The organism is Pseudoalteromonas sp. MIP2626 (assembly GCF_013414205.1).
GTDB classification, from domain to species: Bacteria; Pseudomonadota; Gammaproteobacteria; order Enterobacterales; family Alteromonadaceae; genus Pseudoalteromonas; species Pseudoalteromonas nigrifaciens.
On record NZ_JAATTW010000013.1, the window covers coordinates 42,629 to 64,504 of the forward strand.

Below are 21,876 nucleotides of genomic sequence, written 5' to 3' on the forward strand. Positions count from 1 at the left end.
CCTATTTACGTGTGTTAATGCTGTAAATTATGGTGCTGATTGTTATTATGGTCAAAATTATATTAGCACAAGTCAATGTTATGAACGATAAGCTCTCTTATTATAAACAGCAAGTTGGATCTTTTTTACGGCAGCAACCCGGCTGGTGGATGCAATATATTAACCGCTGTATTGATGACCAAATAACCGTTAACGCGGGCTATTTAGCTTATGTAACTTTGCTGTCTTTGGTGCCATTAATTGCCGTAGGTGTGGCGATATTTTCGGCTTTTCCGGGGTTTGAATCAACTCGATTAGCAATTGAAAGCTTTTTATTTACTAACTTTGTGCCTACTTCGTCAGATGTTATTAAAGAGCATATTAGCTCGTTTGCGGGCAATGCAAATCAAATGACCGCAGTGGGCATTGGCTTTTTAGCTGCTATTGCCTTGTTACTTATTCGTAATGTTGATGCCACGCTTAACCGTATTTGGCGAATTAAGAAAAAGCGTCCAATGATGATTTCGTTTGCCGTTTATTGGATGGTACTTAGTTTAGGGCCCGTATTTTTAGGCGGCAGCATTGCAGTTACTTCGTATATTGTATCGTTGGTGTCGTTTGCTGATCAGGGGATTCCGGGGTTTAGTGGCTTTTTATTAAAGTTATTACCGTACGGCATTTCTATGGTGGGTTTTATTATGCTCTACACCTTGGTGCCCAACACTCGAGTGTCGTTTAAAGCGGCGATACCTGGGGCACTATTTGCTGCCATGTTGTTTGAGTTAACTAAAAAAGGTTTTGCGCTTTATATTAGCCACTTTCCATCTTATGAAGTTATTTATGGTGCAGTTGCTACCATTCCTATTTTGTTTGTGTGGATATATTTGTCGTGGATAGTGGTGTTGCTGGGCGCTGAGCTTACGGCGTGTATTAGCCCTGAAAATGTAGAAGACACGCCCGAAATAGAGCTAGACGAGCAAGAAAACACAAAGGATACGCTGTAAAATGCAAGGTTTAATACAACGTGTAAAACATGCCAAAGTAGAAATTAATAACCAAGTAGTTGGCGAAATTGGTCAAGGAATTTTAGTGTTGTTGGGTGTTGAAAAACAAGATGACGAGCAAGCGGCCGATAAGTTGCTGCATAAGATTAGTAATTACCGCATTTTTACTGACGAAAACGACAAAATGAACTTAAGTCTAAAAGATATTGCTGGTGAGCTATTAGTGGTATCGCAGTTTACTTTGGCGGCAAATACTAAAAAGGGCATGCGACCTAGTTTTTCATCGGCGGCAACCCCAAGCCAAGCTAATGAGTTATACGAGTACTTTGTAGCGCAAGCCAAGGCGCTTAATTTAACGGTTGCTACCGGTGAGTTTGGTGCCGATATGCAAGTGAGCTTGTGTAACGATGGGCCAGTGACCTTTAATTTAGCTGTTTAGTGATCACCACAATATGATTTATATAGCCTGCTACCTTTTGCGGGCTAACTTTATAACCAAATACATTAAGTAATACTTGCTGTAACTGTTTTAATTGCGACTCATGTTGCGATAAAAAATTAATAAATAGCGTGCCGTTGTTGTTAAGGGCTGCGTGTATTTTTTGATAAAAAGCGGGGGCGAATAAAAATCGTGGCGCGTCTATTTGGCTAAATAAATCTAAAATAATCCAATCTATGTTGCGGGCGCGCCCCAGTACTTGCTGAGCATCCTCACAAAGTAACCGCTGTGTATTATTACTAGGCACTTGCTGCGTAGTAAAAAACTTTTTATAACAACTAATTATATCTGCATTTATTTCAGCTGAGGTGATTTTTGCGTGTGGATATTGGTGCAGCAAATAATTACGAATTGCGCCGCCGCCAAGCCCCAGCTCGAGTACTTTTTTAGGGGCGCTTAAAGTGTGCCAATGCTGTGCTAAGCACTGTAAGTGTGGAAGTAATAAATTGCTTGGTTGCTGCTGCGTTACCACAGATTGCAGAGTGTCATTTATTAGCAGCCAACGCAGTTGCTGATGTTGGCGTACTTGAATGTGATCGCCCCCATATTTATGCCAATAAAGTAACTGGCCAATACTGTGGCTATTTTCAATAAAATAGCTATTAATTAGGCCATTTACAGGGTTTATGTATTCGCTCATGTTGCCCAGCATAAACTAGCCGAAGCAAAGCGCAATGGCTTTTGTCATTAATTTTTTACACTTTGTATTTGCCATCACCAAAGTCGTATTGGCAGTTTTTTTTAGATGGAGTATGGTATTTGCCATAATTAAGTGACGCTGTATTTTATTTACGGCTTAACAGCAGGAGTATGTATGTTTCAGGTAAGTACACCGCAAAGTAGTGAAGATTGGCAAGCCTATTATCAATTACGTTGGGAAATTTTACGTGCCCCTTGGGGTGAGCCACGTGGTTCTGAACAGGATGATTTAGAACAAGATGCCGAGCATCGCTTTATTAAAAATAAAGCGGGTAAAGTATTAGGGGTGGCGCGGCTGCACTTTAATAACCAGCAACAAGCTCAAGTTCGCTATATGGCTGTAGCTGAAGAAAGTCGTAATCAGCATATTGGTAGTCGTTTATTACATGACCTAGAAAAAATAGCATGGTCACAAGACGCTGCAGAGTTGGTGTTATTTGCACGCGAGCGCGCACTCGAATTTTATAAGCGCCATGGTTATGAAACGCAAGAAAAAGCGCATTTGGCGTACGGCGATGTACAGCACTATAAAATGGTAAAACAAAAGCCATCAGAGCCTGGCTGGTTTCGCCACCCTAACTGGACTCAAGTGCTGCAAAATACCTGGCGTGAGTCAATTCCAATTAGTGATGCAATGGGCATTAAAGTAGAGAGCTATACCGACTGGCAATTTACGACTAGCGCAGATTTAGATGCTAATTTAAACCTGCATAACACTATGTTTGCTGGTTCTATTTATAGCTTAGCAACCCTTACGGGGTGGGGCGCAACCTACTTAGCACTAAAAGAAGCAGGGCTTGAAGGAAATATTGTATTAGCCGATGCCAATATTAAATATTTAAAACCGCTTAGCAGTGATCCACGCGGCTGTGTTGATATACAAAGCTGTAAGGGTAAGCTCAGCGAGTTAGAAACTGAAGGTAAAGCCAGCTATTTAGTACCTGTTATTATTTATGATGGTGATAAGGTAGTGGCTGAATTTGAAGGGCAGTTTGTAGTAAAAAAATAAGCTGTTAGCACTTTATAGTTAAATTAAAGCACGAAAAAAGCCAAGCGATGCTTGGCTTTTTAATTTGTTTAATTTAATCGCTAATTAATTAAAGTAAATCGGTAAGTAGTATACCTACGCCAATTCTTTCTATATCAGCGTTATAATCAATTAAGCTTTCGCCATAGCCATTAAAGTACTGTGCATAACCACGCACTCGGCCCCAAAGCGGAAATGACCAATCGAGCTGTAATGCACCGCGATTGTCTGAATTTAAGTTGTTACGGGTCATAAAGCTAAATTCATGTTCATTAAGGCGATACGCACCGCTAAACTCAAAGTAACCCATGTATTTGTAAATGTCAGGGTTGTCGTCGCCTCTTGGGTCTAAAGGTGTTTCTTTCTCGCTTTCTGAAATACGATACCAAGGCTTAAAGTTAAACACAAAGCCATTTTTTTCCCAAATAAAGTTAGCGTAAATACGGTTCCATGAACGCGAATTTGGCTGGCTATTACCGTTAGACTGATGCGAAATACCCAAAACAACAGCCATTTCATCGCCCCAAGGAACGTGTTCTGGATCTAAATAGTTAACCCAAAAAATTTCTGGCTCGTAGTTGGTCTCACGAAATGGTGATGAGCTTTCTTTGTTATAAAGCTGCCAATATGACTGTAGTGTAAAGGCAAAAAATATAGCTTGGTCTTCATCAGAAAAGTCATTGAATAGAGGCACCTTAATTGAAAGCTGATATTTGGCTTCTAAGTTATCGAGTGGCTCGTCATTTTTTTCGCCAGTTAGCTCGTCGAATGTTTCAAACGAGCTATTGTTCGGATGCGATACATACGAAATAGGTAAAATGTAGTTACGTTTATGTGGCGTAATCACATTACGGTTTTTTTGGCTTACCGCTTCACGTGCTTTGCGCTTATCGATGGCTGTAAGCTGCTTATCCTCTTCAAGAGCAGAGCATTTTTTACGAAGCTGGTCGAGTGTTTGTTTGCCGTCCCCACCAATCACTTCATTTAAAATACATTGTTTTACCAGCTCAATATTACTATTTTGCTCATTGCTTTTAGATTTTTCTTCAGCAAAAACAGTAGTAGTAACTAATGTTGAAAGTATGATCAAGTATCGCCAGCTCATTGTAATTCCTTTGTGAGTGTGGAGGGTTTAATAGATTAACGTAATTATAACCTCTTTTTACATATGCAGCGGTGAACTTTTACTGAATTTACGTATATTTTGTATAATTAGATAAAAATAAAAGCGGCCTAAGCCGCTTTTATAATGCAAATTAACTATAGTTAACTTACTCTCACGCAATGAGAAGGGAGAGCTTAAAGCTCAAATACGTTAGTAAAAAATTTATACAGTTCAGTGCCTTGATTAACACTCGCCGAGGCAAAGTGCAGTATGGCAATGGCATCACACTCAAGAATAAGTGTTTGTAGTGGCTGTTCACTTAAATAACGTTCCATGCGCAGTATTTTAGCAATTGGCTCACCCGCTTTAATATGCCCGCCTAGGGGGGCAATATACTCAACCATTCCGCCCATGGGCGCGTAGTAAGCAAAGTAATCGTTTAAATGACACGCGTAGCGAGTAATGTTAGCTGGAGTGTAGGGCGCATTTACAAATACGGCTTTATAATTTAAGTAACTTAAAATACTGTTTGCATCGTTTAGTGCTTCGCTCAAGTCTATTTTTTCTTGGCTGCCTAGCTCTACAGTAAAAGCTTCTACAGGTATGCTGAGCTCGCGGCCTTGCTTGCTCAGTGCTTCGCTTAAATGCCACCACGGGCAAAAGTTTGCCTCATCCATCGCACCATCAAAGTCACTTGGAATAAGCAGTACGTGCTCAATATTAAAGTAGCGAGCGCTATTAGTCGCATAGGTTGGGCAGTACAAGTGCTTGCTTGAAATAGGACCTGTGTGTAAATCCAGTACTATATCAGCTTGGTGAGCGAGCTTTTGTAAGTTAAGCGCAATGCGTTTACCAGTATTGAGTAAATAAGCAGGGCCATTAAGTTTACTGTCAACTTCGTCAATAAGTGCCTGTTTGAACGCGCTTTTTAATATGGCATCGTCGTATTGCATATGGTTTTGTGCAAACTGAGTGACTAAATCAGTATTATAATGATACATCCTATTCCAATTAGTGCCGGTGATAGGGTCGAACCGACCTAGGGTAAATTCCCCCGACTTTTGATTGCAACCAATAGGGTTGGCATAGGGCACTAAAGTAATATCACCTTTAAGATTAAGGTGCTTTAATTGTTCAAGTAGTTGAAAAATTACCGCGTTACCTTGTACTTCAGCTCCGTGCATGTTGGCCTGAATATACACACTTGGCCCCGTGCCATCGCCTTTTAAACGATACACAGGAATAGTGAGTGGTAAGCCATTGGCAACTTCACCAACGACGATGTTTTCTTGACTAATTGGTGAGGCGATCATGAGTATCTCAACATTTTAATTTTATCTCAGGTACATTATCTTAGGTACATTATCTCAAGTAATAACTGGCATCTTCGGCTGCACGCAAACAGCTAAGTTTGTTTTGTTCTAAAACATATTCGCCAGCAAGTTCGTGGCATAAAAAGTACGGCATACTTTCACTAAAACCATAGGCACCACATTGACTAAACACCAACCAGTCGTGCTCATTTAGATCACTTGGTAATGCGTGCTCGCCCAAGCAATCGAGTGCGGTACAAAGTGGCCCGTATAAGCTCATAGCTTGGGTTGGTGTGTGTGAATCTCGTAGTAATGCTGCTGGAAAGTCTTGACTAGTGACGGCTGGGCGCAATAAGTGGTTTATACCGCCACTTAAAATAACTTGTTGTTGGCCATAGTTTTGTTTGCGCTCTACTACTGGGGCTGCGTAATGTCCGCATTCACCCACGGCATAGCGGCCAAGCTCCATCCATAACTCTTCAACGCCCGCCTGTTTTTTAATTTTAGCGAGGGCAGTTATTAAGTCATCCCAATTAAGCGTTATGTCGTTTTGCGTATACGGAATACCTAAGCCGCCACCTAAATCTAAAATTTTAAGGTTTATATTTAAATCGCGGGCAAGTTGGCTAAGTGGTGCAATCATTTGTGACCACAACTCACTGAGTTTTTGCGTGCTGAGCATATTTCCCCATTGAAAAATATGCAGGCCATCAAAGCTAAGTGCGTCATAGTCGGTAATATTAAGTGCCTGCCACTCTGTACAACCGAGTCCGAATGGCGTGAGGCTATCGCCACCTAGTGGATTTTTTTCGCCCTCGGGCCAACGTAACTGTACGCGCAGTAATACCTGTAGTTGACAGTTTTGTAGCTTGGCTTGTTCATTGAGCCAGCGAACTTGATTAATACTTTCGGCAACAAAAGTACGTACGCCGCGCTCAATAAAGTGTTTAATTTGTTTTGGGCTTTTAGCTGGCCCGGTGTTGAGCACGCGATCGCTACTAACGCCTTGAGCAAGTACTTGCTCAAGCTCGCCTTTACTGGCTACGTCAAAATTAAACCCGGCGTTATCTAAGCATTGAATAATTTTAGACAGCGGATTCGCTTTAACCGCATACCAAAGTTTTACTTCGGTTTGTGCGACCAATTGTGCCAAGTGACTATTTAGCGTATCTAGGTCGTAAACAAAAAATGGGCTATCGAGTTGGCTTGATAATTCATTAATTGCCGTTTTAACGCCCGTGCTCAAAAAGCTCATTAACGTAAAACCTCTTCAAGTAGTAATGATGCATCACTTTGCTCATCGCGGTACTTAACAATTAACGCGCACGACATGCTTAAACCTTGTGCACGCGCCCATTCGTTTGAAGCAGGGCGAGAGCCTGGTATTACAATAGCGTACTCAGGAATTGGCTCGCCTTTGTCTAGTTGGCGCTCGTTTACACAGTCGTAAACCGGAATTGTGGCCGATAAACGCACACCAGGAGCAAGTACTGCGCCTTTTTTAATTACTACGCCTTCAACAATTACGCAGCCTGCGCCAATAAATGCATCATCTTCAACTACCACTGGGCTGGCACCAATTGGCTCTAACACACCGCCAAGTTGCACGGCTGCGCTAAGGTGTACATTTTTACCTACTTGCGCGCACGAGCCAACTAAAGCGTGACTATCTACCATAGTGCCTTCGTCAATGTATGCGCCAATATTTACATACGCTGGTGGCATAATAATAGTGCCTTTAGCTACATAAGCACCACGGCGAACGCTTGAGCCACCCGGGACCATACGTACGCCATCGGTGGCACTAAACTGTTGTGGCGCTAAGTTATGTTTATCAACAAAGCCACCGACAAATTCGGTGTTTGTACCATTTTTAAAGGCTTCTAAAATACCTTGTTTTACTGCAACGTTAGCCTGCCATTGGCCGCTTTCGTTTTGTGATGCTGCGCGTACTGCGCCCGACTCTAAATTATTTAATAGTTCTAACCAGCTCATTATAAAAACCTATGTTTAATGCCAAGATAAAATGGTGTTGTTTGCTTGTTCAATGCACGTTGTTTGCGTTAATTCGAGGTGAGTTAACGGTGGGCGTAAATACGAACTCGTTAATCGCCCTTGTAAATGCATGAGTACTTTAACGGGAATGGGGTTTGCTACAGTGAACAAGCTACTGATTGCGCTTGACCACTGAGTAAATAAATTGGGGTATTGGCCACTTAGGCTACGCTGTACGAATTCGTGAGTTTGTAGCGGCCAAGCATTAGCTGCTACCGATACCAGCCCTTTAGCGCCGGCTTGGGCAAAGTAGGGCATAAGCGCATCGTCGCCGCTAAAAATAGCTAAGTTAGGAGCCGCTTGACGGTAAGCTTCAAATTGCGCAATGTTGCCACTGGCTTCTTTAAGTGCCCATAGGTTTTTATGTTGTTGTAGGTTTTGAATGGTTGCCACTGGAATATCGACAGCGCTTCGCCCTGGTACGTTATAAAGCATACAAGGGTGTTTACTTATATTTAAAAGGCTTTCAAACCAATGGGTTTGCCCAATTACACCGGGCTTTGCATAAAGCGGCGAGCCAAGTAAAAAGCTATGAATAGGCAAGTGGTTACAGTATTCAACCCAGGCTAATTGCTGTTTGAGGTTCATACCACCTACAGCCACCATTAAGGGTACATTAGGCGATAATTGGCACACGTGTTCAACAATGGCTTGTTGCTCTTTAAGTGTTAAGGCTAAGCCTTCGCCTGTGCTGCCTAGTAATAAAATAGCATTATTGGCAGCGGCTTGCTCAGCAACCAAAGTGGTTAAGGTGCCATAGTCGATTGTACCGTTTTGATTAAACGGAGTAACGAGCGCCGTCCAGACTGAGTAGTCATCTAAATTAAAGTTTTTGATCATCTCTCGCGAACTTATAGAATGTTCGGTGAGTTAAGAAGCTATATAGGAAAGAGCCGCATTAACATCGTTCGAACAAATACCCACGTGTAGGGTATGTTATAATTCGAAGAGCGAATGGGCTTAAATAATAGGGCGCACGGCCTTATTATACTAAGACCAGAAGCTCTCCACCAAACTAATAAGCTACGTTTAAATAGCTATTGGTGACAGTCGCTAGGATTCAACCTAGTCGCCCGAAACAACAATGACACAAATATTGTTGTTTCTCGGCGTTGATTCCCCTTACGTATGCTCAATGGAGTTTGTGCTCCTAACATACGCTACCTGAATAACGCACCTCTTCCAGCCCTTTATATTTGTACTGCTAGCAATACAAATATAATTAAATAGGGTAAGTGCAATGATTAAATCATTTTAGCCATCTGGGTGTCAAGCAGCTAAGTGCAGATAGTGTCATCGATTTTGGTAACGGTTACGTATAAGGACAATTTCCCTTAAACTAGGGGGTAATCGCGGCGCGAAATTTGTAACTGCAAAATAAGGTTTCAAGCAGATGGAAAAATTTAATGATATTTATCAGCGAGCAGTAGAGCGAAAAGGCTCAACACAAATGCTACAGCAACTACTCGCTAAACCTGCATCTAAGCGACAATTAGTAGCTTTAAGTGATGATGATTGGCTGGAAGAGTTTACGCGCAAGGTTTTTCAAAGTGGCTTTTACTGGTCGGTTATTAACAGCAAGTGGGCAGGCTTTAGAGAGGTTTTTTGGCAGTTTAGCGTTGAAAAATTATTAATGATGCCACCCGATATGTTGGAGCAAAAAGCCAGCGACGAGCGTATTGTTCGCAATTATAAAAAAGTAAAAACGATCCCCGAAAATGCGTTCATGATCCATGAGGTTACCCAGCAACATGGTAGCTTTAGTCAGTTTATTGCAGACTGGCCAAGTGAAGATATTATTGGTTTGTGGGCGTACTTAAAAAAACACGGTGCACGCTTGGGTGGAAATACCGGCCCTTATACTTTGCGTGCATTGGGTAAAGATACCTTTTTATTATCGCGGGATGTTGAGAGTTATTTGCGCGCGCACAAAATTATTGATGGTGGCTTACAAACTAAAAAGTCGTTAACTGCAGCGCAAGCGTTCTTTAATGAATTACAGCAACAAAGCGGTTTGAGCATGCAAGAGCTAAGCTTAATTATAGCCTACAGTGTAGGCGATAATCGTGTAGGTATAAGCCAACAACAGTAGAGGGTAGTTATGAATTTAATGCCAAGGTACAGACAAGTAGCCGACAATTTTGCAATTGAAGATCGCCCATCTAAGGTGGCCGCCCCACAGCTATTACTTTGGAATGACAGCTTAGCTAAAGCGTTTAATATTAATGTCGTTCCTGAGTTACGGGCCAGTACTTTTAGCGGCAACGAACAGCAAGTAATTGCAGCGGTTGCACTGGGATACTCAGGGCATCAATTTGGACATTTTTCACCACGTTTAGGCGACGGGCGTGCTCATTTGCTAGGTGCAGTAGAGGATGCGCAAAACCAGTTGTGGGACATTCAATTAAAAGGCTCTGGTGCCACTCCTTACTCTCGTGGTGGCGATGGCCGCTGTGCACTTGGCCCAGCAATTCGTGAATATATAATGAGCGAAGCAATGCAAGCGTTAGGTATAAAAACTACGCGCTGCTTAGCTGTGGTTGGTAGTGGCGAAACAGTGTACCGAAACCCACCTCAACCTGGCGCTATTGTAACGCGCTTAGCCAGTAGCCATATTCGTGTTGGCTCGTTTCAGTATTTAGCAACGCAAGGCGACGTTGCAGGGCTTAAAAACCTTGCCGACTTAGCTATTGAGCGTCATTACCCAAAAATTCAAGCAACAGGACCTGAGCGCTATTTAGCATTTTTAGCTGCAGTGATTAAAAACCAAGTTGAGCTGGTGGTTAGTTGGATGCGAGTAGGCTTTATACATGGGGTAATGAATACCGATAATACGCTGGTTAGCGGCGAAACTATCGACTATGGCCCATGTGCCATGATGAACAGCTTCGATTTTGATACCGTGTTTAGCTCTATTGATAAGCAAGGGCGTTATGCATTTGGTAATCAACCTAATATTGCTAACTGGAACTGCGCCCGCTTAGCTGAGAGTTTAATACCGCTTGTAAATGATGACGACGAACAAGCTGTGGCGTTAATGACCCCAATAATAGATGGTTTTGCTGAGCAATTTAATGTTGAATTTAGTGCAATGTGGGCAAAAAAACTGGGCTTAGCTGGCACAGATACAGAAGATAAAGAGTTAATTGCAGAGCTATTACAGTTATTAAAAGAGCACCAACTCGACTATACCAACACGTTTGATGCACTAACCGAGTCTTTAACAGGTGGAGTGAGCATACCAGTGGTATTAGTTCAGTGGGCCGGTAAGTGGCAAAAACGTACCGATGATCGCAGCTATACCGTAATGCGCGCAGCTAATCCGCGAGTTATTCCTCGTAACCATGTGATCGAAAAAATACTTAGTGAGTATAATAAGACTGGCTCAAGTGAATTACTGCATGAGTTTATGCAGGTTATGCACACACCTTATGAAAATACTGACAAATTGGCAAAATTTCAGGATGCACCTAGCAGTGATAAAGAGTATTATACTTTTTGTGGTACTTAATTATTAGATTGAAATTTAAGTTGCTGATCATAAAAGCTCATTTAGCGGCTGCAGTGATGATTTATTATTGAGAGAAATATAAACTCAGCTAGTGAAGTCGGTATGGTTATTTAATAAATTTAGATACCAGCGATAGTATTTATTATCTAGGGGTTGGGTAAAGTAATTAATATGTCCTAAACTTACTGATACTTGTATATAGAGTGTTGAAACGAATTAATTTATCTTTTGTTAAGTATTGATTAATAAAGGATCAGGTAATATTAATAAAACTGGTTGAGCTAGAACGAATTAGCTATATTTTTTAATTGTTAAAATGGGAAGAAAACAATGAAATTAAAATCACTTACAATCGCAATCGCGTTAGCTGCAACTAGCGCATCAGCATTTGCAGCAGAAAAAACTGAAGGTTTTTACATTGGTGTGTTCGGTGACTATTACGATGCATCTTGGAAAAACTTGAACATGTACCAAAACTTGGAAGTTAATGAATCTGCAAGTTGGGGTGCTGAAGTTGGTTACCGTTTCAGTGATTACTGGAGTGCACGTCTTGAGTATGCAGATATGGACTTTAATGCATTTCTTAAAAATCCGATTCCTAATGGTAATCGTAACGACGTAGACGGCGAGCGTTTTGGTGTTGATGCACTTTACCACTTTGGTGGCGGTCCTTTCTATGGTTTATTTGGTATTAAAGAAGTAAAAGTAGCAACAGATAATACTTTCTTAAACGCAGGTGTTGGTTACCAGCACTTCATTACAGACGGCTTATTTGTTAACGCAGAAACATCTGTTTATCAAGGTCTTGACCGTGGTTATACCGATGTGAACGCTAAACTAGGTATTAACTACTTATTTGGTCAAAGTTCAGTAGCAGAAGAGCCAGTTCAACCAGCTCCAGAGCCAGTAATTGTTGAAGTTGCACCAGTAGATAGCGACAACGATAACATTCCAGATGCAGATGATCAGTGTCCTAACACACCAATGACAGATGCAGTTGATGGCACAGGTTGTACTTTATACGAAGATAAAGAAGTAACTGTAAGCTTATTAGTGACTTTCCCTAATAATACCTCTGCAGTATCTACACAGTACTTAAACGATATCGATAAAGTAGCTGAGTTCTTAAAAGAGTACCCAGATACAACTGTTCTTTTAGAAGGTCATACTTCTTCTGTAGGTAAAGCATCTTACAACAAGTGGTTATCTAAAAAACGTGCTGACGCAGTAGCTAAAAAATTAGTAGCTGATGGCGTAGCAGAAGACCGTATTACTACAGTTGGTCTAGGTGAAGAGCGTCTTAAAAATGAAGCGAACACTAAAGCAGCACACGAAGAAAACCGTCGTGTAGAAGCGCATATCAAAACGATTAAAAACGTTAAAGTTTTACGTTAATAAAATCGATTGAATTACAAAAACCCAGCTTTATGCTGGGTTTTTTTTTGTCTACTAAAAACCCAAATTAAAAATAAATACTAATGATTCTTACTTAATAAACATTCATGGAAATTGATTTTACTTTATCTACTATTCATAATACTTATAGTCGGTATAATCAGTTGCTGAACTGGATAGATTTTCATCTACCTATAAAAGCTTTATAATTAAGCGTTAGAATACTATAAGTATTGGGTAACATTGCGCTTATGAAGCGCTACCGAATACTTTCACGTCACCAAGAGGGCAATATTGTGCTACAAGAATATCGTAAACACGTAGAAGAACGTGCCGCGTTAGGTATCGTACCAGCGCCATTAGATGCTCAGCAAACGGCTGATCTTATTGAATTAATCAAAACTCCACCGGCTGGTGAAGAAGAATTTATTCTCGACTTATTTGCTAATCGTGTACCGGCAGGTGTTGATGATGCAGCTTATATCAAAGCAGGGTTTTTAGCGGCAGTTGCTAAAGGTGAAACTAATTCTCCACTACTTTCTAAAGAAAAAGCGGCAGAATTATTAGGAACTATGCTAGGCGGTTACAATATCGCACCTATGATAGACCTACTTGATGACGACACACTTGCACCTATCGTAGTAAAAGGCCTTTCAAACACATTATTAATGTTTGATGCATTTTACGATGTAGAAGAAAAAGCAAAAGCGGGTAACACATTCGCTAAGCAAATTATTGAGTCTTGGGCAAATGCAGAATGGTTTACTAATAAACCAGCTGTTGCTGAAAAGATCTCAGTTACTGTATTTAAAGTAACAGGCGAAACAAATACGGATGACTTGTCACCTGCACCAGATGCATGGTCTCGTCCAGATATTCCACTACATGCTTTAGCTATGCTAAAAATTGAACGTGACGGTATCACTCCTGACAAACCAGGCGAAGTAGGCCCAATCACCCAACTAGAAGAATTAAAAACTAAAGGCTTACCACTAGCTTACGTTGGTGATGTTGTTGGTACGGGTTCTTCACGTAAATCTGCAACTAACTCAGTGCTTTGGTTTATGGGCGATGATATCCCGTTTGTACCAAATAAGCGTGTTGGCGGTGTATGTCTAGGTAATAAAATTGCACCAATCTTCTTTAACACTATGGAAGATTCTGGCGCTTTACCAATTGAGCTAAATGTTGATGAACTTAACATGGGCGAGCAAATTGACATCTACCCATACGAAGGTGTTGTTAAGCAGCATGGTACAGATAAAGTAATCTCTAAGTTTGAACTTAAATCTGAAGTGATTTTAGATGAAGTTCGTGCTGGTGGTCGTATTCCACTAATCATTGGTCGTGGTTTAACAGACAAAGCACGTACATCACTTGGTTTAGGTGCTACTGATATATTTAAAGTACCAACAGCAACTGAAGTATCAGATAAAGGCTTTACACTAGCGCAAAAAATGGTTGGTAAAGCATGTAACGTTGCAGGTATTCGCCCAGGTCAATACTGTGAGCCTAAAATGACAACTGTTGGCTCGCAAGATACAACAGGTCCTATGACACGTGATGAACTTAAAGATTTAGCTTGTTTAGGTTTCTCTGCAGACTTAACAATGCAGTCTTTCTGTCATACATCGGCATACCCAAAACCTATTGATGTAAACACGCATCACACGCTTCCTGATTTCATCATGAACCGTGGCGGCGTTTCACTTCGCCCAGGTGACGGTATTATTCACTCATGGTTAAACCGTATGTTATTACCAGATACCGTAGGTACTGGTGGTGATTCGCATACACGTTTCCCATTAGGTATTTCATTCCCAGCTGGTTCGGGTGCAGTAGCATTCGCAGCAGCAACAGGTGTTATGCCTCTTGATATGCCTGAGTCAATTTTGGTTCGTTTTAAAGGCGAAATGCAACCAGGTATCACATTACGTGACCTTGTACATGCAATCCCTTACTACGGTATCAAGCAAGGCTTATTAACAGTTGAGAAAAAAGGTAAAATCAACGAGTTCTCTGGTCGCGTACTAGAAATTGAAGGCGTTGAGCACCTAACTGTTGAGCAAGCGTTTGAATTATCAGATGCATCTGCTGAGCGTTCAGCTGCAGGTTGTACGGTTAAGCTTTCAAAAGAGTCTATTTCTGAATACCTAGAATCAAACATTGTTATGCTTAAGTGGATGATCTCTGAAGGTTATGGCGATGTACGTACAATTGAACGTCGTATTAATGCAATGCAAGACTGGTTAGCTAATCCTGAGCTTATGGAAGCAGATAAAGATGCTGAATACGCTCACGTAGTTGAAATCGACTTAGCTGAGATTAAAGAGCCAGTTCTTTGTGCTCCAAATGATCCAGATGACGCGCGTTTACTTTCTGATGTTGCTGGCGAGAAAATTGATGAAGTATTCATCGGTTCTTGTATGACTAACATTGGTCACTTCCGCGCGGCTGGTAAGTTACTAGATGGCTTTAAAGGTCAACTACCTACTCAGCTTTGGGTTGCTCCACCTACTAAGATGGACAAAGACCAACTAATTGAAGAAGGCTACTATGGCATCTTTGGTCGTGTTGGCGCACGTATAGAAACTCCAGGTTGTTCATTATGTATGGGTAACCAAGCACGTGTTGCTGATAAAGCAACGGTAGTGTCTACCTCTACACGTAACTTCCCTAACCGTTTAGGTAATGGTGCAAATGTATTTTTAGCATCATCTGAACTTGCTGCAGTTGCGGCAATTATCGGTCGATTGCCAACTGCTGCTGAGTATCAAGAATATGCAGCGAAGATCAATGCAACAGCGTCAGATACATATCGCTACTTGAACTTCCATCGCATGCCTGCTTACACTAAAAAAGCAGACAACGTGATCATTCAACAAGCAGTCTAATTTTTACAGCTTATTTAAAAACCCGCTTTTGCGGGTTTTTTATTGGCAAAAATAAATTTTAGATAGTTAATGTTGTTTTTTTGCATTTATTGTATTAATTTTGGTGGTTAATTGTTTTGAAGTTAAATAATAAAGCAATAAATCCTCTTTGCATGCATTAAAATCCCTGCAATATTATAATTACTATAGCAGGATTTTTATGACCGCTTTAAACCCCCAGAATTTACTGCAGCTGCGTTTTATTAACCAAACAAATATTGATTTGGTTAAGCCTTCTTTTGATAACCTGCCGACTAATCCTTATGCAGATGGTGCCTTTCGTAAACGCCGTTACTCTGTAGTTAAACTACAAAATGGTGAGCTAAAGCTACAAGCAACAAAAGCATTTGTACAAGATGATGCAATTAATACCTTTCAGGGTAATGTTGAGCGTAGTTACGAAAATTTAGAGCAAAGCCTACTTGAGTCAGCGGGCATGAAAAGTATTGTGAATGAGTTTCGTCAAATTACCGGGATTGATGAAGAACGTGATATCGAAATTCACCAATTTCGTATGTTAGCCATTGATAGTGATACGCCTGCAGCGCCAGAAGGCGTGCACCAAGATGGTTTTGATCATGTGTGTGTATGTGGAGTATCGCATGAAAACTTAGAGGGCGGTGAATTGCTTGTATACGAAAACAAGCAAGCCGATCCCTGTTTTAAAATGGCTATAAAAGACGGTATGTTTGCAGTAATTAACGACCGTCAAGTGTGGCATAACGCTACTCCAATGAATAAACTTGATGCCAGTAAGCCAGGTTACCTGGATTGCTTTGTATTAACCTCTTAAGGAATGAGCATGAATATAACGCAATTACGTGAGCAATTTCCGGCATTAATGCAAAGCGTTAATGGTAAATCTCCCGTGTTTTTAGACGGCCCCGGTGGCTCGCAAGTACCGCAATCGGTACTTAACGCTATGACTGCTTATTTGGGTTATTACAACTCAAATTTAGGTGGAGCATTTTTCTCAAGCGATAAAACCGTTGAGCTAATGGCAAATGCTCGCCAAGCTGCTGCCGATTTACTCAATGCGCCCAGCTCACAACAAATTGTATTTGGTCCGAATATGACCAGCTTAACGTTTAGCTTTAGCCGCGCAATTTCACGCGACTGGCAAACGGGTGATGAAATAATTGTCACTAACGCGGATCACTTTTCTAACGTTTCGTCGTGGCAGCAAGCCGCAGAAGATAAAGGTGTTAAAGTTAATACTGCGCTTATTAACGAAACCGACTGCACACTCAATATGGCGCAGTTCGAGAGTTTACTAAACAGTAATACTAAGCTGGTAGCGGTAACTTATGCTTCAAATACCACAGGTTCAATTAACAATATTAAACGTATTGTAGAGCTTGCCCACAACGTAGGCGCACTTGTTTATGTTGATGCCGTACATTATGCACCGCACGAACTTGTAGATGTACAAGCGCTTGATTGCGACTTTTTAGCCTGCTCTGCGTACAAGTTTTTTGGCCCGCATTTAGGTATGGTTTATGGCAAAAAAGAGCACCTTGAAGGATTTACGCCTTATAAAGTTGAGCCTGCCAAGGACGTTATTCCTGGGCGCTGGGAAACCGGTACGCAAAGCTTTGAAGCACTTGCAGGTCTAATTGCTGCGGTTGACTACATTGCTGATATTAGTGAGCTTGATGATAGTCATTCGCGCCGTGATAAATTAGCTGCGGCTTTTGCCAAAACCAAGCAACACGAAATGGCGCTGAGTGAGTACTTTTTAACGCGCTTAGTTAATTACCCGCGTATTAAATTGTTTGGTATAGATGACTTAGATCGTTTAAATGAGCGTACGCCTACTTTTGCGTTAACTTTTGAAGGTTTAGAGCCGCGCGCTGTATCTGAATGTTTAGGTAAGCAACATATTTGTGTATGGGACGGCAACTTTTACGCGCAAGGTTTGTGTGAGCAATTAGGCGTACTTGATAAAGGTGGCGTAGTGCGCATTGGTTGCATGCACTACAACACCACCGCAGAGCTTGATCAGTTATTTAATCTGTTTGATGAGCTACTAGGTTAATATACATAAAAAAGGTGCGCTAGCTCTTTGGCGCACCGTATATTTGCTCTGCGCGGTTAAACAGTACCCACGAGGTTAAAATATACTTATCGTTAGATACTGGCTTATTGCCACGGTGAGTGTGAGTAAAGTAGCCGGGCGCTATTACCATAGTGCCTTTTTTAGGCGCAATTTTACGCTTTTGATAATAAAACTCCGTTTCCCCACCTTGTTCAACATCGTTCAAATAAAACATAAACAGCAATACTCTATGTAGCGCCTCGTTATGATTTAACTGCGGATAAACTTCGCTGTGCCAATACGGGTAACCGCCTTTATTAACTTGGTATTTTTGCGCCTGAATATTTCCTAGCCTAAAAATTTGCTGCACTAATAAGGGCAGTTGTGGTTTACCCACTTCATCAAAGTTTGCGTGTGTTAAGTCAACAGGTTCGCCACTTTTAGGGTGATACACTTTTAGGCCAAAGGCACCAATCATAATAAAAATATGTTCTTCAATGTATTTAAAAACATACTGTGCAGTGGTTTGTTGAATATGTTTTAATTGCTCAACGTATTCTGGATGATTGTTTAAGTGCAAGTCGTGGCTATCTTTTTTATTTAAATCGATACCGCCAGATGTCATCCCTTGTTTTATATGCGGGCTTTGAGAAAAGGTAGTGATAAAGTTATCACAAAAGTCATTGCTGAGCGCGTTATTGTATACGCGAATAAAGTCCGTCATAGTTTACCTTTATATAATTATTATTGGATTATTATGTTTATTGAAAAAGTGATGCCGCGCTTTAGTGAAACAGATGCGCTAGGACATATTAACAATACCGTACTCCCTGTATGGTTTGAAGCTTCGCGTGCGCCTATTTTTAGGTTTTTTACCCCAGATTTAAACCCACATGACTGGAAGCTAATTATTGCCAAAGTCGAAGTGTCGTTTGTTGGTGAGTTATTTTATGGCCATGAAGTAACCATTAAAACCTCAGTAGAGCATGTAGGTACCAGCTCATTTGTATTACGCCAAGAAGCTCACCAGCAAGGTAACTGCTGTGCAGTTGGTAAAACGGTATTGGTACGTTACGATTTTGCAGCAAAAGCAAAGCAATCGCTTTCAGTATCTGAAAAATCGTCACTTAATGAGCATTTAGCCCCGGCTAGCTAGTTTGGTAAATGTTTACAGCGGTATTGAGCCATTATAATTTGAATATACTGGCTCAGCGCTGTTATTTGCTCAGTATTAAAACGCAAACCTAACTTACTACGACGCCACAATATATCCTCGGCGCTGCTAGCCCACTCGCTATTAACTAAATAATTTACTTCAGTGGCGTATAAACCATGGCCAAAATGCTGGCCTAAATCAGCTACGCTTTGGGCATCTGTAAGTAGGGTATAAGTGCCAGTACCGTAACTGCGTATAAAGCGATTTAAAATAAACTCAGGCAACCATGCGTACTTTACCTGTAGTTGTTGCTTTAATACTACCTTTGATGAAAAGTCGCCACCGGGTAATGGAGTGTTTTTTGTCCATGTTTGGCCCATATGCGGATAAAAGCTGGCGAGTTCGTTTACTGCGTTTTCAGCGAGCTTGCGATAAGTGGTAATTTTCCCACCAAATACACTTAGCATTGGTGCCTGGTTATTATTGCTCGATAATATCAGTTTGTAGTCGCGAGTAACGGCTTGTGCGTCGCATGAGTTATCATTTAGTAAGGGGCGTACACCACTAAAGGTATGCACTATGTCGTTATGAGTAAGTTGTTTTTTAAAGTAATTATTAGTAATGCCAATTAAGTAATCGACTTCTTTATCGCTAATTTTTACATCTGCTATATTGTCGCTGTATTCTTCATCTGTAGTGCCAATCAGTGAATAGTCATCTTCAAATGGGGTAACAAAAATAATACGCTGATCTTTATTTTGTAAAATATAGGCCTGCGGCTCAGTGTGAATACGCGGCACAATAATATGGCTGCCTTTAACTAAGCGAATATTATGTGGCGACGGCCCAGTAATTACCTCATCAAAAAGTGATGCAACCCAAGGGCCCGCTGCATTAACAACTCCTTTAGCAACTATAGAACATTGCTTTTTGCTACCTTGTTGCTCTAAGGTCACACTCCAATTATTGTTATTGCGAACTGCTTTAATACAGCGCGTGCGGCTTAAAATGGTTGCACCTTTTTGCTGTGCTGCTAACGCATTTAAAATAACTAACCTCGAATCATCAACCCAGCCATCAGCGTATTCAAAACCGCGGGTAATAGTATTATTCAATATACTATCGCGGGTAAATTTAATTGATTTTGATGCGGGTAAAGTAATGCGTTTGGCAAGATGGTCGTATATAAACAACCCAATTCTAATCATCCAGTAAGGGCGTAAATGCGCTTGATGTGGCAGCCTAAAAGATAGCGGCCACATAATATGTGGGGCATTTTTTAATAACACTTCACGCTCTTTAAGTGCCTCTTTTACTAGCCTAAATTGGTAATGCTCTAAATAGCGTAGTCCACCATGAATAAGTTTACTGCTACTTGATGATGTAGCAGAGGCTAAATCATTTTGCTCACATAGTAATACTTTTAAGCCTCTACCGGCGGCGTCAGCCGCAATACCAGTGCCATTAACGCCACCGCCAATAACCAGTAAATCATATTCATTATCGAGTAATTTCACTGAATACCTCTTTATTAATTTAAGCGATGGCATATCAATAGCCAATAACACTATCGCATTAGCAGTCGTCTTTTGTTGCGTTATTTGAAAGTGTGACTTGTGCTATACAGTGCTGCCATTTTGCGTATAAATCGTTACGTTCATCTATGCTCATGGTTGGTTCAAAACGACGGTCGCATTGCCACATAGTAGCTAATTGCTCCGTTGACTTATAAATCCCAGTTTGCAGCCCTGCTAAATAGGCAACACCCAGAGAGGTTGTTTCTGTTAGCGCTGGGCGTTCCACACTTGCGCCTAAAATATTAGCTAAAAACTGCATGGCCCAATTATTTTTTGCCATGCCACCGTCCACGCGCAAAATACTTGGGCGCAGGCCATCACCTTCCATGGCTTTTTGTAAATCTTTGGTTTGATAGCCAACAGACTGCAGCGCCGCTGCTACTATAGTGCTAATGCCCGAATCACGGGTTAAACCTAAAATAGCACCACGGGCATTGGCATCCCAGTATGGGGCGCCTAAACCGGTAAACGAAGGCACTAAAAATACGCCGTGATCCAGTGGCACGTCTTTGACCATAGCCTCGCTGTCGCCGGCATGTTCAAGTAGCTTTAAGCCCTCAACAATCCATTGCATAGTGGCACCCGCCATAAAAATACTGCCCTCTATAGCGTAGGTCACTCTACCATTGAGCCTGTAAGCCACAGTAGTTAATAAGCGGTTATTAGAGGTAAGGGCTTTATCGCCCGTATTAAGCATTAAAAAGCAGCCCGTTCCGTAGGTACTTTTAGCCATGCCTTCTTTAAAGCAAGCTTGACCAATTAATGCGGCTTGCTGATCCCCCGCCATAGCGCAAATTTTAATCGGTTCACCAAAAATTTCACTGCTGGTACTGCCAAACTCGGCTGCGCTGTCCATCACTTCTGGAAGCATAGAGTGTGGAATATTAAACTGCGTTAGTAACTCTTCATCCCAACATTGCTGATGTATATTAAATAATAGTGTACGTGAGGCGTTGGTGGCATCAGTACGGTGTACTTTGCCAGCGGTTAAATGCCACAGTAAATAACTGTCAACCGTACCAAATGCTAGCTCGCCGGCTAGCGCTTGTTGCTGTGCATCGGCAACATTATCTAAAATCCAGCGAATTTTAGTGGCTGAAAAGTACGGATCTAATAATAGCCCGGTTTTATCGCTAATTTTTTTACTGAGTTTATCGCTACGTATTTGCTCGCAATACTCGCTGGTACGGCGATCTTGCCACACAATGGCATTATAAATTGGTTGGCCAGTCTTTTTATTCCATACTAAAGTGGTTTCGCGCTGATTAGTGATACCAATGGCAATGACCTGCTCGGCTGTAACCTGGTTATTAGCCAGTACTGTTTTACAGGTACTTAGTACGGTTTGTAAAATATCGTTAGGGTCATGCTCAACCCAGCCATTATTGGGAAAGTGCTGCGGGAATGTTTGCTGAACAGTATCAACTACCTTGGCATCTTTGGTAAATAAAATAGCCCGAGAGCTGGTAGTTCCTTGATCAATCGAGAGTATGTATTTAGACATAAGCTTAACGTTATTTATCTTAGATACAGATAGCTTGTCTGCAAGTTAAATTAATAGCAATGCTTTTTAAATATTAGGAAG

At 41.2% G+C, this 21,876-nt stretch carries 19 protein-coding genes and 1 riboswitch; of the genes, 10 read left to right on the plus strand and 9 right to left on the minus strand.

Features of this window, described 5'->3' with window-relative positions; genetic code table 11:
• Positions 1-80 precede the first annotated feature (80 nt).
• Complete coding sequence (locus HC000_RS08035) at positions 81-983, plus strand: virulence factor BrkB family protein (RefSeq protein WP_179807398.1); 903 nt, start codon at positions 81-83, stop codon at positions 981-983.
• A gap of 1 nt (position 984) precedes the next feature.
• A complete protein-coding gene (gene dtd / locus HC000_RS08040) occupies positions 985-1,422 on the plus strand; it encodes a D-aminoacyl-tRNA deacylase (RefSeq protein ID WP_058372331.1) in 438 nt (145 codons plus the stop codon).
• On the opposite strand, the gene HC000_RS08045 is transcribed toward dtd, so the two are convergent.
• Complete coding sequence (locus tag HC000_RS08045; protein ID WP_257025457.1) at positions 1,406-2,122, minus strand: fused MFS/spermidine synthase; 717 nt, start codon at positions 2,120-2,122, stop codon at positions 1,406-1,408. The genes dtd and HC000_RS08045 overlap by 17 nt on opposite strands.
• A gap of 174 nt (positions 2,123-2,296) precedes the next feature.
• Here HC000_RS08045 and HC000_RS08050 point away from each other — a divergent pair, with 174 nt between their 5' ends.
• Positions 2,297-3,190 carry a bifunctional GNAT family N-acetyltransferase/hotdog fold thioesterase gene (locus HC000_RS08050; RefSeq protein ID WP_011326892.1) on the plus strand — a complete coding sequence of 298 codons (894 nt, stop codon included), beginning with the start codon at positions 2,297-2,299 and terminating at the stop codon, positions 3,188-3,190.
• 88 nt (positions 3,191-3,278) lie between these two features.
• On the opposite strand, the gene HC000_RS08055 is transcribed toward HC000_RS08050, so the two are convergent.
• The 5 genes from HC000_RS08055 to dapA form a co-directional block, all read right to left on the minus strand.
• Positions 3,279-4,313 (minus strand): phospholipase A, encoded by a 1,035-nt coding sequence (locus tag HC000_RS08055; protein WP_179807387.1) that lies wholly within the window; start codon positions 4,311-4,313, stop codon positions 3,279-3,281.
• Positions 4,314-4,507: 194 nt separating this feature from the next.
• On the minus strand, positions 4,508-5,626 hold the full coding sequence (locus tag HC000_RS08060; RefSeq protein WP_179807388.1) for a succinylglutamate desuccinylase/aspartoacylase family protein: 1,119 nt from the start codon (positions 5,624-5,626) through the stop codon (positions 4,508-4,510).
• Positions 5,627-5,675: 49 nt separating this feature from the next.
• Positions 5,676-6,881: a PLP-dependent decarboxylase gene (locus HC000_RS08065; RefSeq protein ID WP_179807389.1), complete on the minus strand. Its 1,206-nt coding sequence runs from the start codon at positions 6,879-6,881 to the stop codon at positions 5,676-5,678.
• Positions 6,881-7,621, minus strand: coding sequence for a 2,3,4,5-tetrahydropyridine-2,6-dicarboxylate N-succinyltransferase (locus HC000_RS08070; RefSeq protein ID WP_011326897.1), 741 nt, complete (start codon positions 7,619-7,621; stop codon positions 6,881-6,883). Before HC000_RS08070 ends, HC000_RS08065 begins: the two co-directional genes overlap by 1 nt.
• Positions 7,622-7,636: 15 nt before the next feature.
• Complete coding sequence (dapA, locus tag HC000_RS08075; RefSeq protein ID WP_011326898.1) at positions 7,637-8,521, minus strand: 4-hydroxy-tetrahydrodipicolinate synthase; 885 nt, start codon at positions 8,519-8,521, stop codon at positions 7,637-7,639.
• A gap of 152 nt (positions 8,522-8,673) precedes the next feature.
• A riboswitch (Lysine riboswitch) is annotated at positions 8,674-8,871 on the minus strand.
• Positions 8,872-9,074: 203 nt separating this feature from the next.
• On the opposite strand from dapA, the gene HC000_RS08080 reads away from it, so the two are divergent.
• The 6 genes from HC000_RS08080 to HC000_RS08105 all read left to right on the plus strand — a co-directional run bounded on the left by HC000_RS08080 (position 9,075) and on the right by HC000_RS08105 (position 17,558).
• Positions 9,075-9,773 (plus strand): DNA-3-methyladenine glycosylase I, encoded by a 699-nt coding sequence (locus HC000_RS08080; protein WP_011326899.1) that lies wholly within the window; start codon positions 9,075-9,077, stop codon positions 9,771-9,773.
• A gap of 9 nt (positions 9,774-9,782) precedes the next feature.
• Positions 9,783-11,192: a protein adenylyltransferase SelO family protein gene (locus HC000_RS08085; RefSeq protein ID WP_179807390.1), complete on the plus strand. Its 1,410-nt coding sequence runs from the start codon at positions 9,783-9,785 to the stop codon at positions 11,190-11,192.
• A 330-nt stretch (positions 11,193-11,522) separates the two neighbouring features.
• Entirely contained in the window at positions 11,523-12,587 is a 1,065-nt protein-coding gene (locus tag HC000_RS08090; RefSeq protein ID WP_179807391.1) for an OmpA family protein, read from the plus strand.
• A gap of 296 nt (positions 12,588-12,883) precedes the next feature.
• Positions 12,884-15,481, plus strand: a complete 2,598-nt coding sequence (acnB, locus tag HC000_RS08095; RefSeq protein WP_011326902.1) for a bifunctional aconitate hydratase 2/2-methylisocitrate dehydratase — start codon at positions 12,884-12,886, stop codon at positions 15,479-15,481.
• A 199-nt stretch (positions 15,482-15,680) separates the two neighbouring features.
• The gene (locus HC000_RS08100; RefSeq protein WP_011326903.1) at positions 15,681-16,313 is read left to right on the plus strand and encodes a 2OG-Fe dioxygenase family protein; all 633 of its coding nucleotides are present in this window, start codon (positions 15,681-15,683) and stop codon (positions 16,311-16,313) included.
• Between the two features lie 9 nt (positions 16,314-16,322).
• Complete coding sequence (locus HC000_RS08105) at positions 16,323-17,558, plus strand: cysteine desulfurase-like protein (protein WP_179807392.1); 1,236 nt, start codon at positions 16,323-16,325, stop codon at positions 17,556-17,558.
• Between the two features lie 19 nt (positions 17,559-17,577).
• On the opposite strand, the gene HC000_RS08110 is transcribed toward HC000_RS08105, so the two are convergent.
• Complete coding sequence (locus tag HC000_RS08110; protein ID WP_179807393.1) at positions 17,578-18,282, minus strand: 2OG-Fe(II) oxygenase; 705 nt, start codon at positions 18,280-18,282, stop codon at positions 17,578-17,580.
• Between the two features lie 33 nt (positions 18,283-18,315).
• Here HC000_RS08110 and HC000_RS08115 point away from each other — a divergent pair, with 33 nt between their 5' ends.
• Positions 18,316-18,714, plus strand: coding sequence for an acyl-CoA thioesterase (locus HC000_RS08115; protein WP_011326906.1), 399 nt, complete (start codon positions 18,316-18,318; stop codon positions 18,712-18,714).
• On the opposite strand, the gene glpD is transcribed toward HC000_RS08115, so the two are convergent.
• Both glpD and glpK read right to left on the minus strand, forming a co-directional pair.
• Complete coding sequence (gene glpD / locus HC000_RS08120) at positions 18,711-20,231, minus strand: glycerol-3-phosphate dehydrogenase (RefSeq protein WP_179807394.1); 1,521 nt, start codon at positions 20,229-20,231, stop codon at positions 18,711-18,713. The genes HC000_RS08115 and glpD overlap by 4 nt on opposite strands.
• Before the next feature lie 58 nt (positions 20,232-20,289).
• On the minus strand, positions 20,290-21,795 hold the full coding sequence (gene glpK / locus HC000_RS08125) for a glycerol kinase GlpK (RefSeq protein WP_179807395.1): 1,506 nt from the start codon (positions 21,793-21,795) through the stop codon (positions 20,290-20,292).
• Between the last annotated feature and the right edge of the window lie 81 nt (positions 21,796-21,876).

What these genes read in the sequence shown, in the direction of transcription:
- HC000_RS08090 (WP_179807391.1), top strand. Translation starts at nt 11,523, where the DNA reads ATGAAATTAAAATCACTTACAATCGCAATCGCGTTAGCTGCAACTAGC.
- HC000_RS08070 (WP_011326897.1), bottom strand. Translation starts at nt 7,621, where the DNA reads ATGAGCTGGTTAGAACTATTAAATAATTTAGAGTCGGGCGCAGTACGC.
- HC000_RS08080 (WP_011326899.1), top strand. Translation starts at nt 9,075, where the DNA reads ATGGAAAAATTTAATGATATTTATCAGCGAGCAGTAGAGCGAAAAGGC.
- HC000_RS08100 (WP_011326903.1), top strand. Translation starts at nt 15,681, where the DNA reads ATGACCGCTTTAAACCCCCAGAATTTACTGCAGCTGCGTTTTATTAAC.
- dtd (WP_058372331.1), top strand. Translation starts at nt 985, where the DNA reads ATGCAAGGTTTAATACAACGTGTAAAACATGCCAAAGTAGAAATTAAT.
- HC000_RS08110 (WP_179807393.1), bottom strand. Translation starts at nt 18,282, where the DNA reads ATGACGGACTTTATTCGCGTATACAATAACGCGCTCAGCAATGACTTT.
- HC000_RS08065 (WP_179807389.1), bottom strand. Translation starts at nt 6,881, where the DNA reads ATGAGCTTTTTGAGCACGGGCGTTAAAACGGCAATTAATGAATTATCA.
- HC000_RS08050 (WP_011326892.1), top strand. Translation starts at nt 2,297, where the DNA reads ATGTTTCAGGTAAGTACACCGCAAAGTAGTGAAGATTGGCAAGCCTAT.
- HC000_RS08035 (WP_179807398.1), top strand. Translation starts at nt 81, where the DNA reads ATGAACGATAAGCTCTCTTATTATAAACAGCAAGTTGGATCTTTTTTA.
- HC000_RS08085 (WP_179807390.1), top strand. Translation starts at nt 9,783, where the DNA reads ATGAATTTAATGCCAAGGTACAGACAAGTAGCCGACAATTTTGCAATT.
- HC000_RS08055 (WP_179807387.1), bottom strand. Translation starts at nt 4,313, where the DNA reads ATGAGCTGGCGATACTTGATCATACTTTCAACATTAGTTACTACTACT.
- HC000_RS08115 (WP_011326906.1), top strand. Translation starts at nt 18,316, where the DNA reads ATGTTTATTGAAAAAGTGATGCCGCGCTTTAGTGAAACAGATGCGCTA.
- HC000_RS08060 (WP_179807388.1), bottom strand. Translation starts at nt 5,626, where the DNA reads ATGATCGCCTCACCAATTAGTCAAGAAAACATCGTCGTTGGTGAAGTT.
- glpK (WP_179807395.1), bottom strand. Translation starts at nt 21,795, where the DNA reads ATGTCTAAATACATACTCTCGATTGATCAAGGAACTACCAGCTCTCGG.
- HC000_RS08045 (WP_257025457.1), bottom strand. Translation starts at nt 2,122, where the DNA reads ATGAGCGAATACATAAACCCTGTAAATGGCCTAATTAATAGCTATTTT.
- dapA (WP_011326898.1), bottom strand. Translation starts at nt 8,521, where the DNA reads ATGATCAAAAACTTTAATTTAGATGACTACTCAGTCTGGACGGCGCTC.
- HC000_RS08105 (WP_179807392.1), top strand. Translation starts at nt 16,323, where the DNA reads ATGAATATAACGCAATTACGTGAGCAATTTCCGGCATTAATGCAAAGC.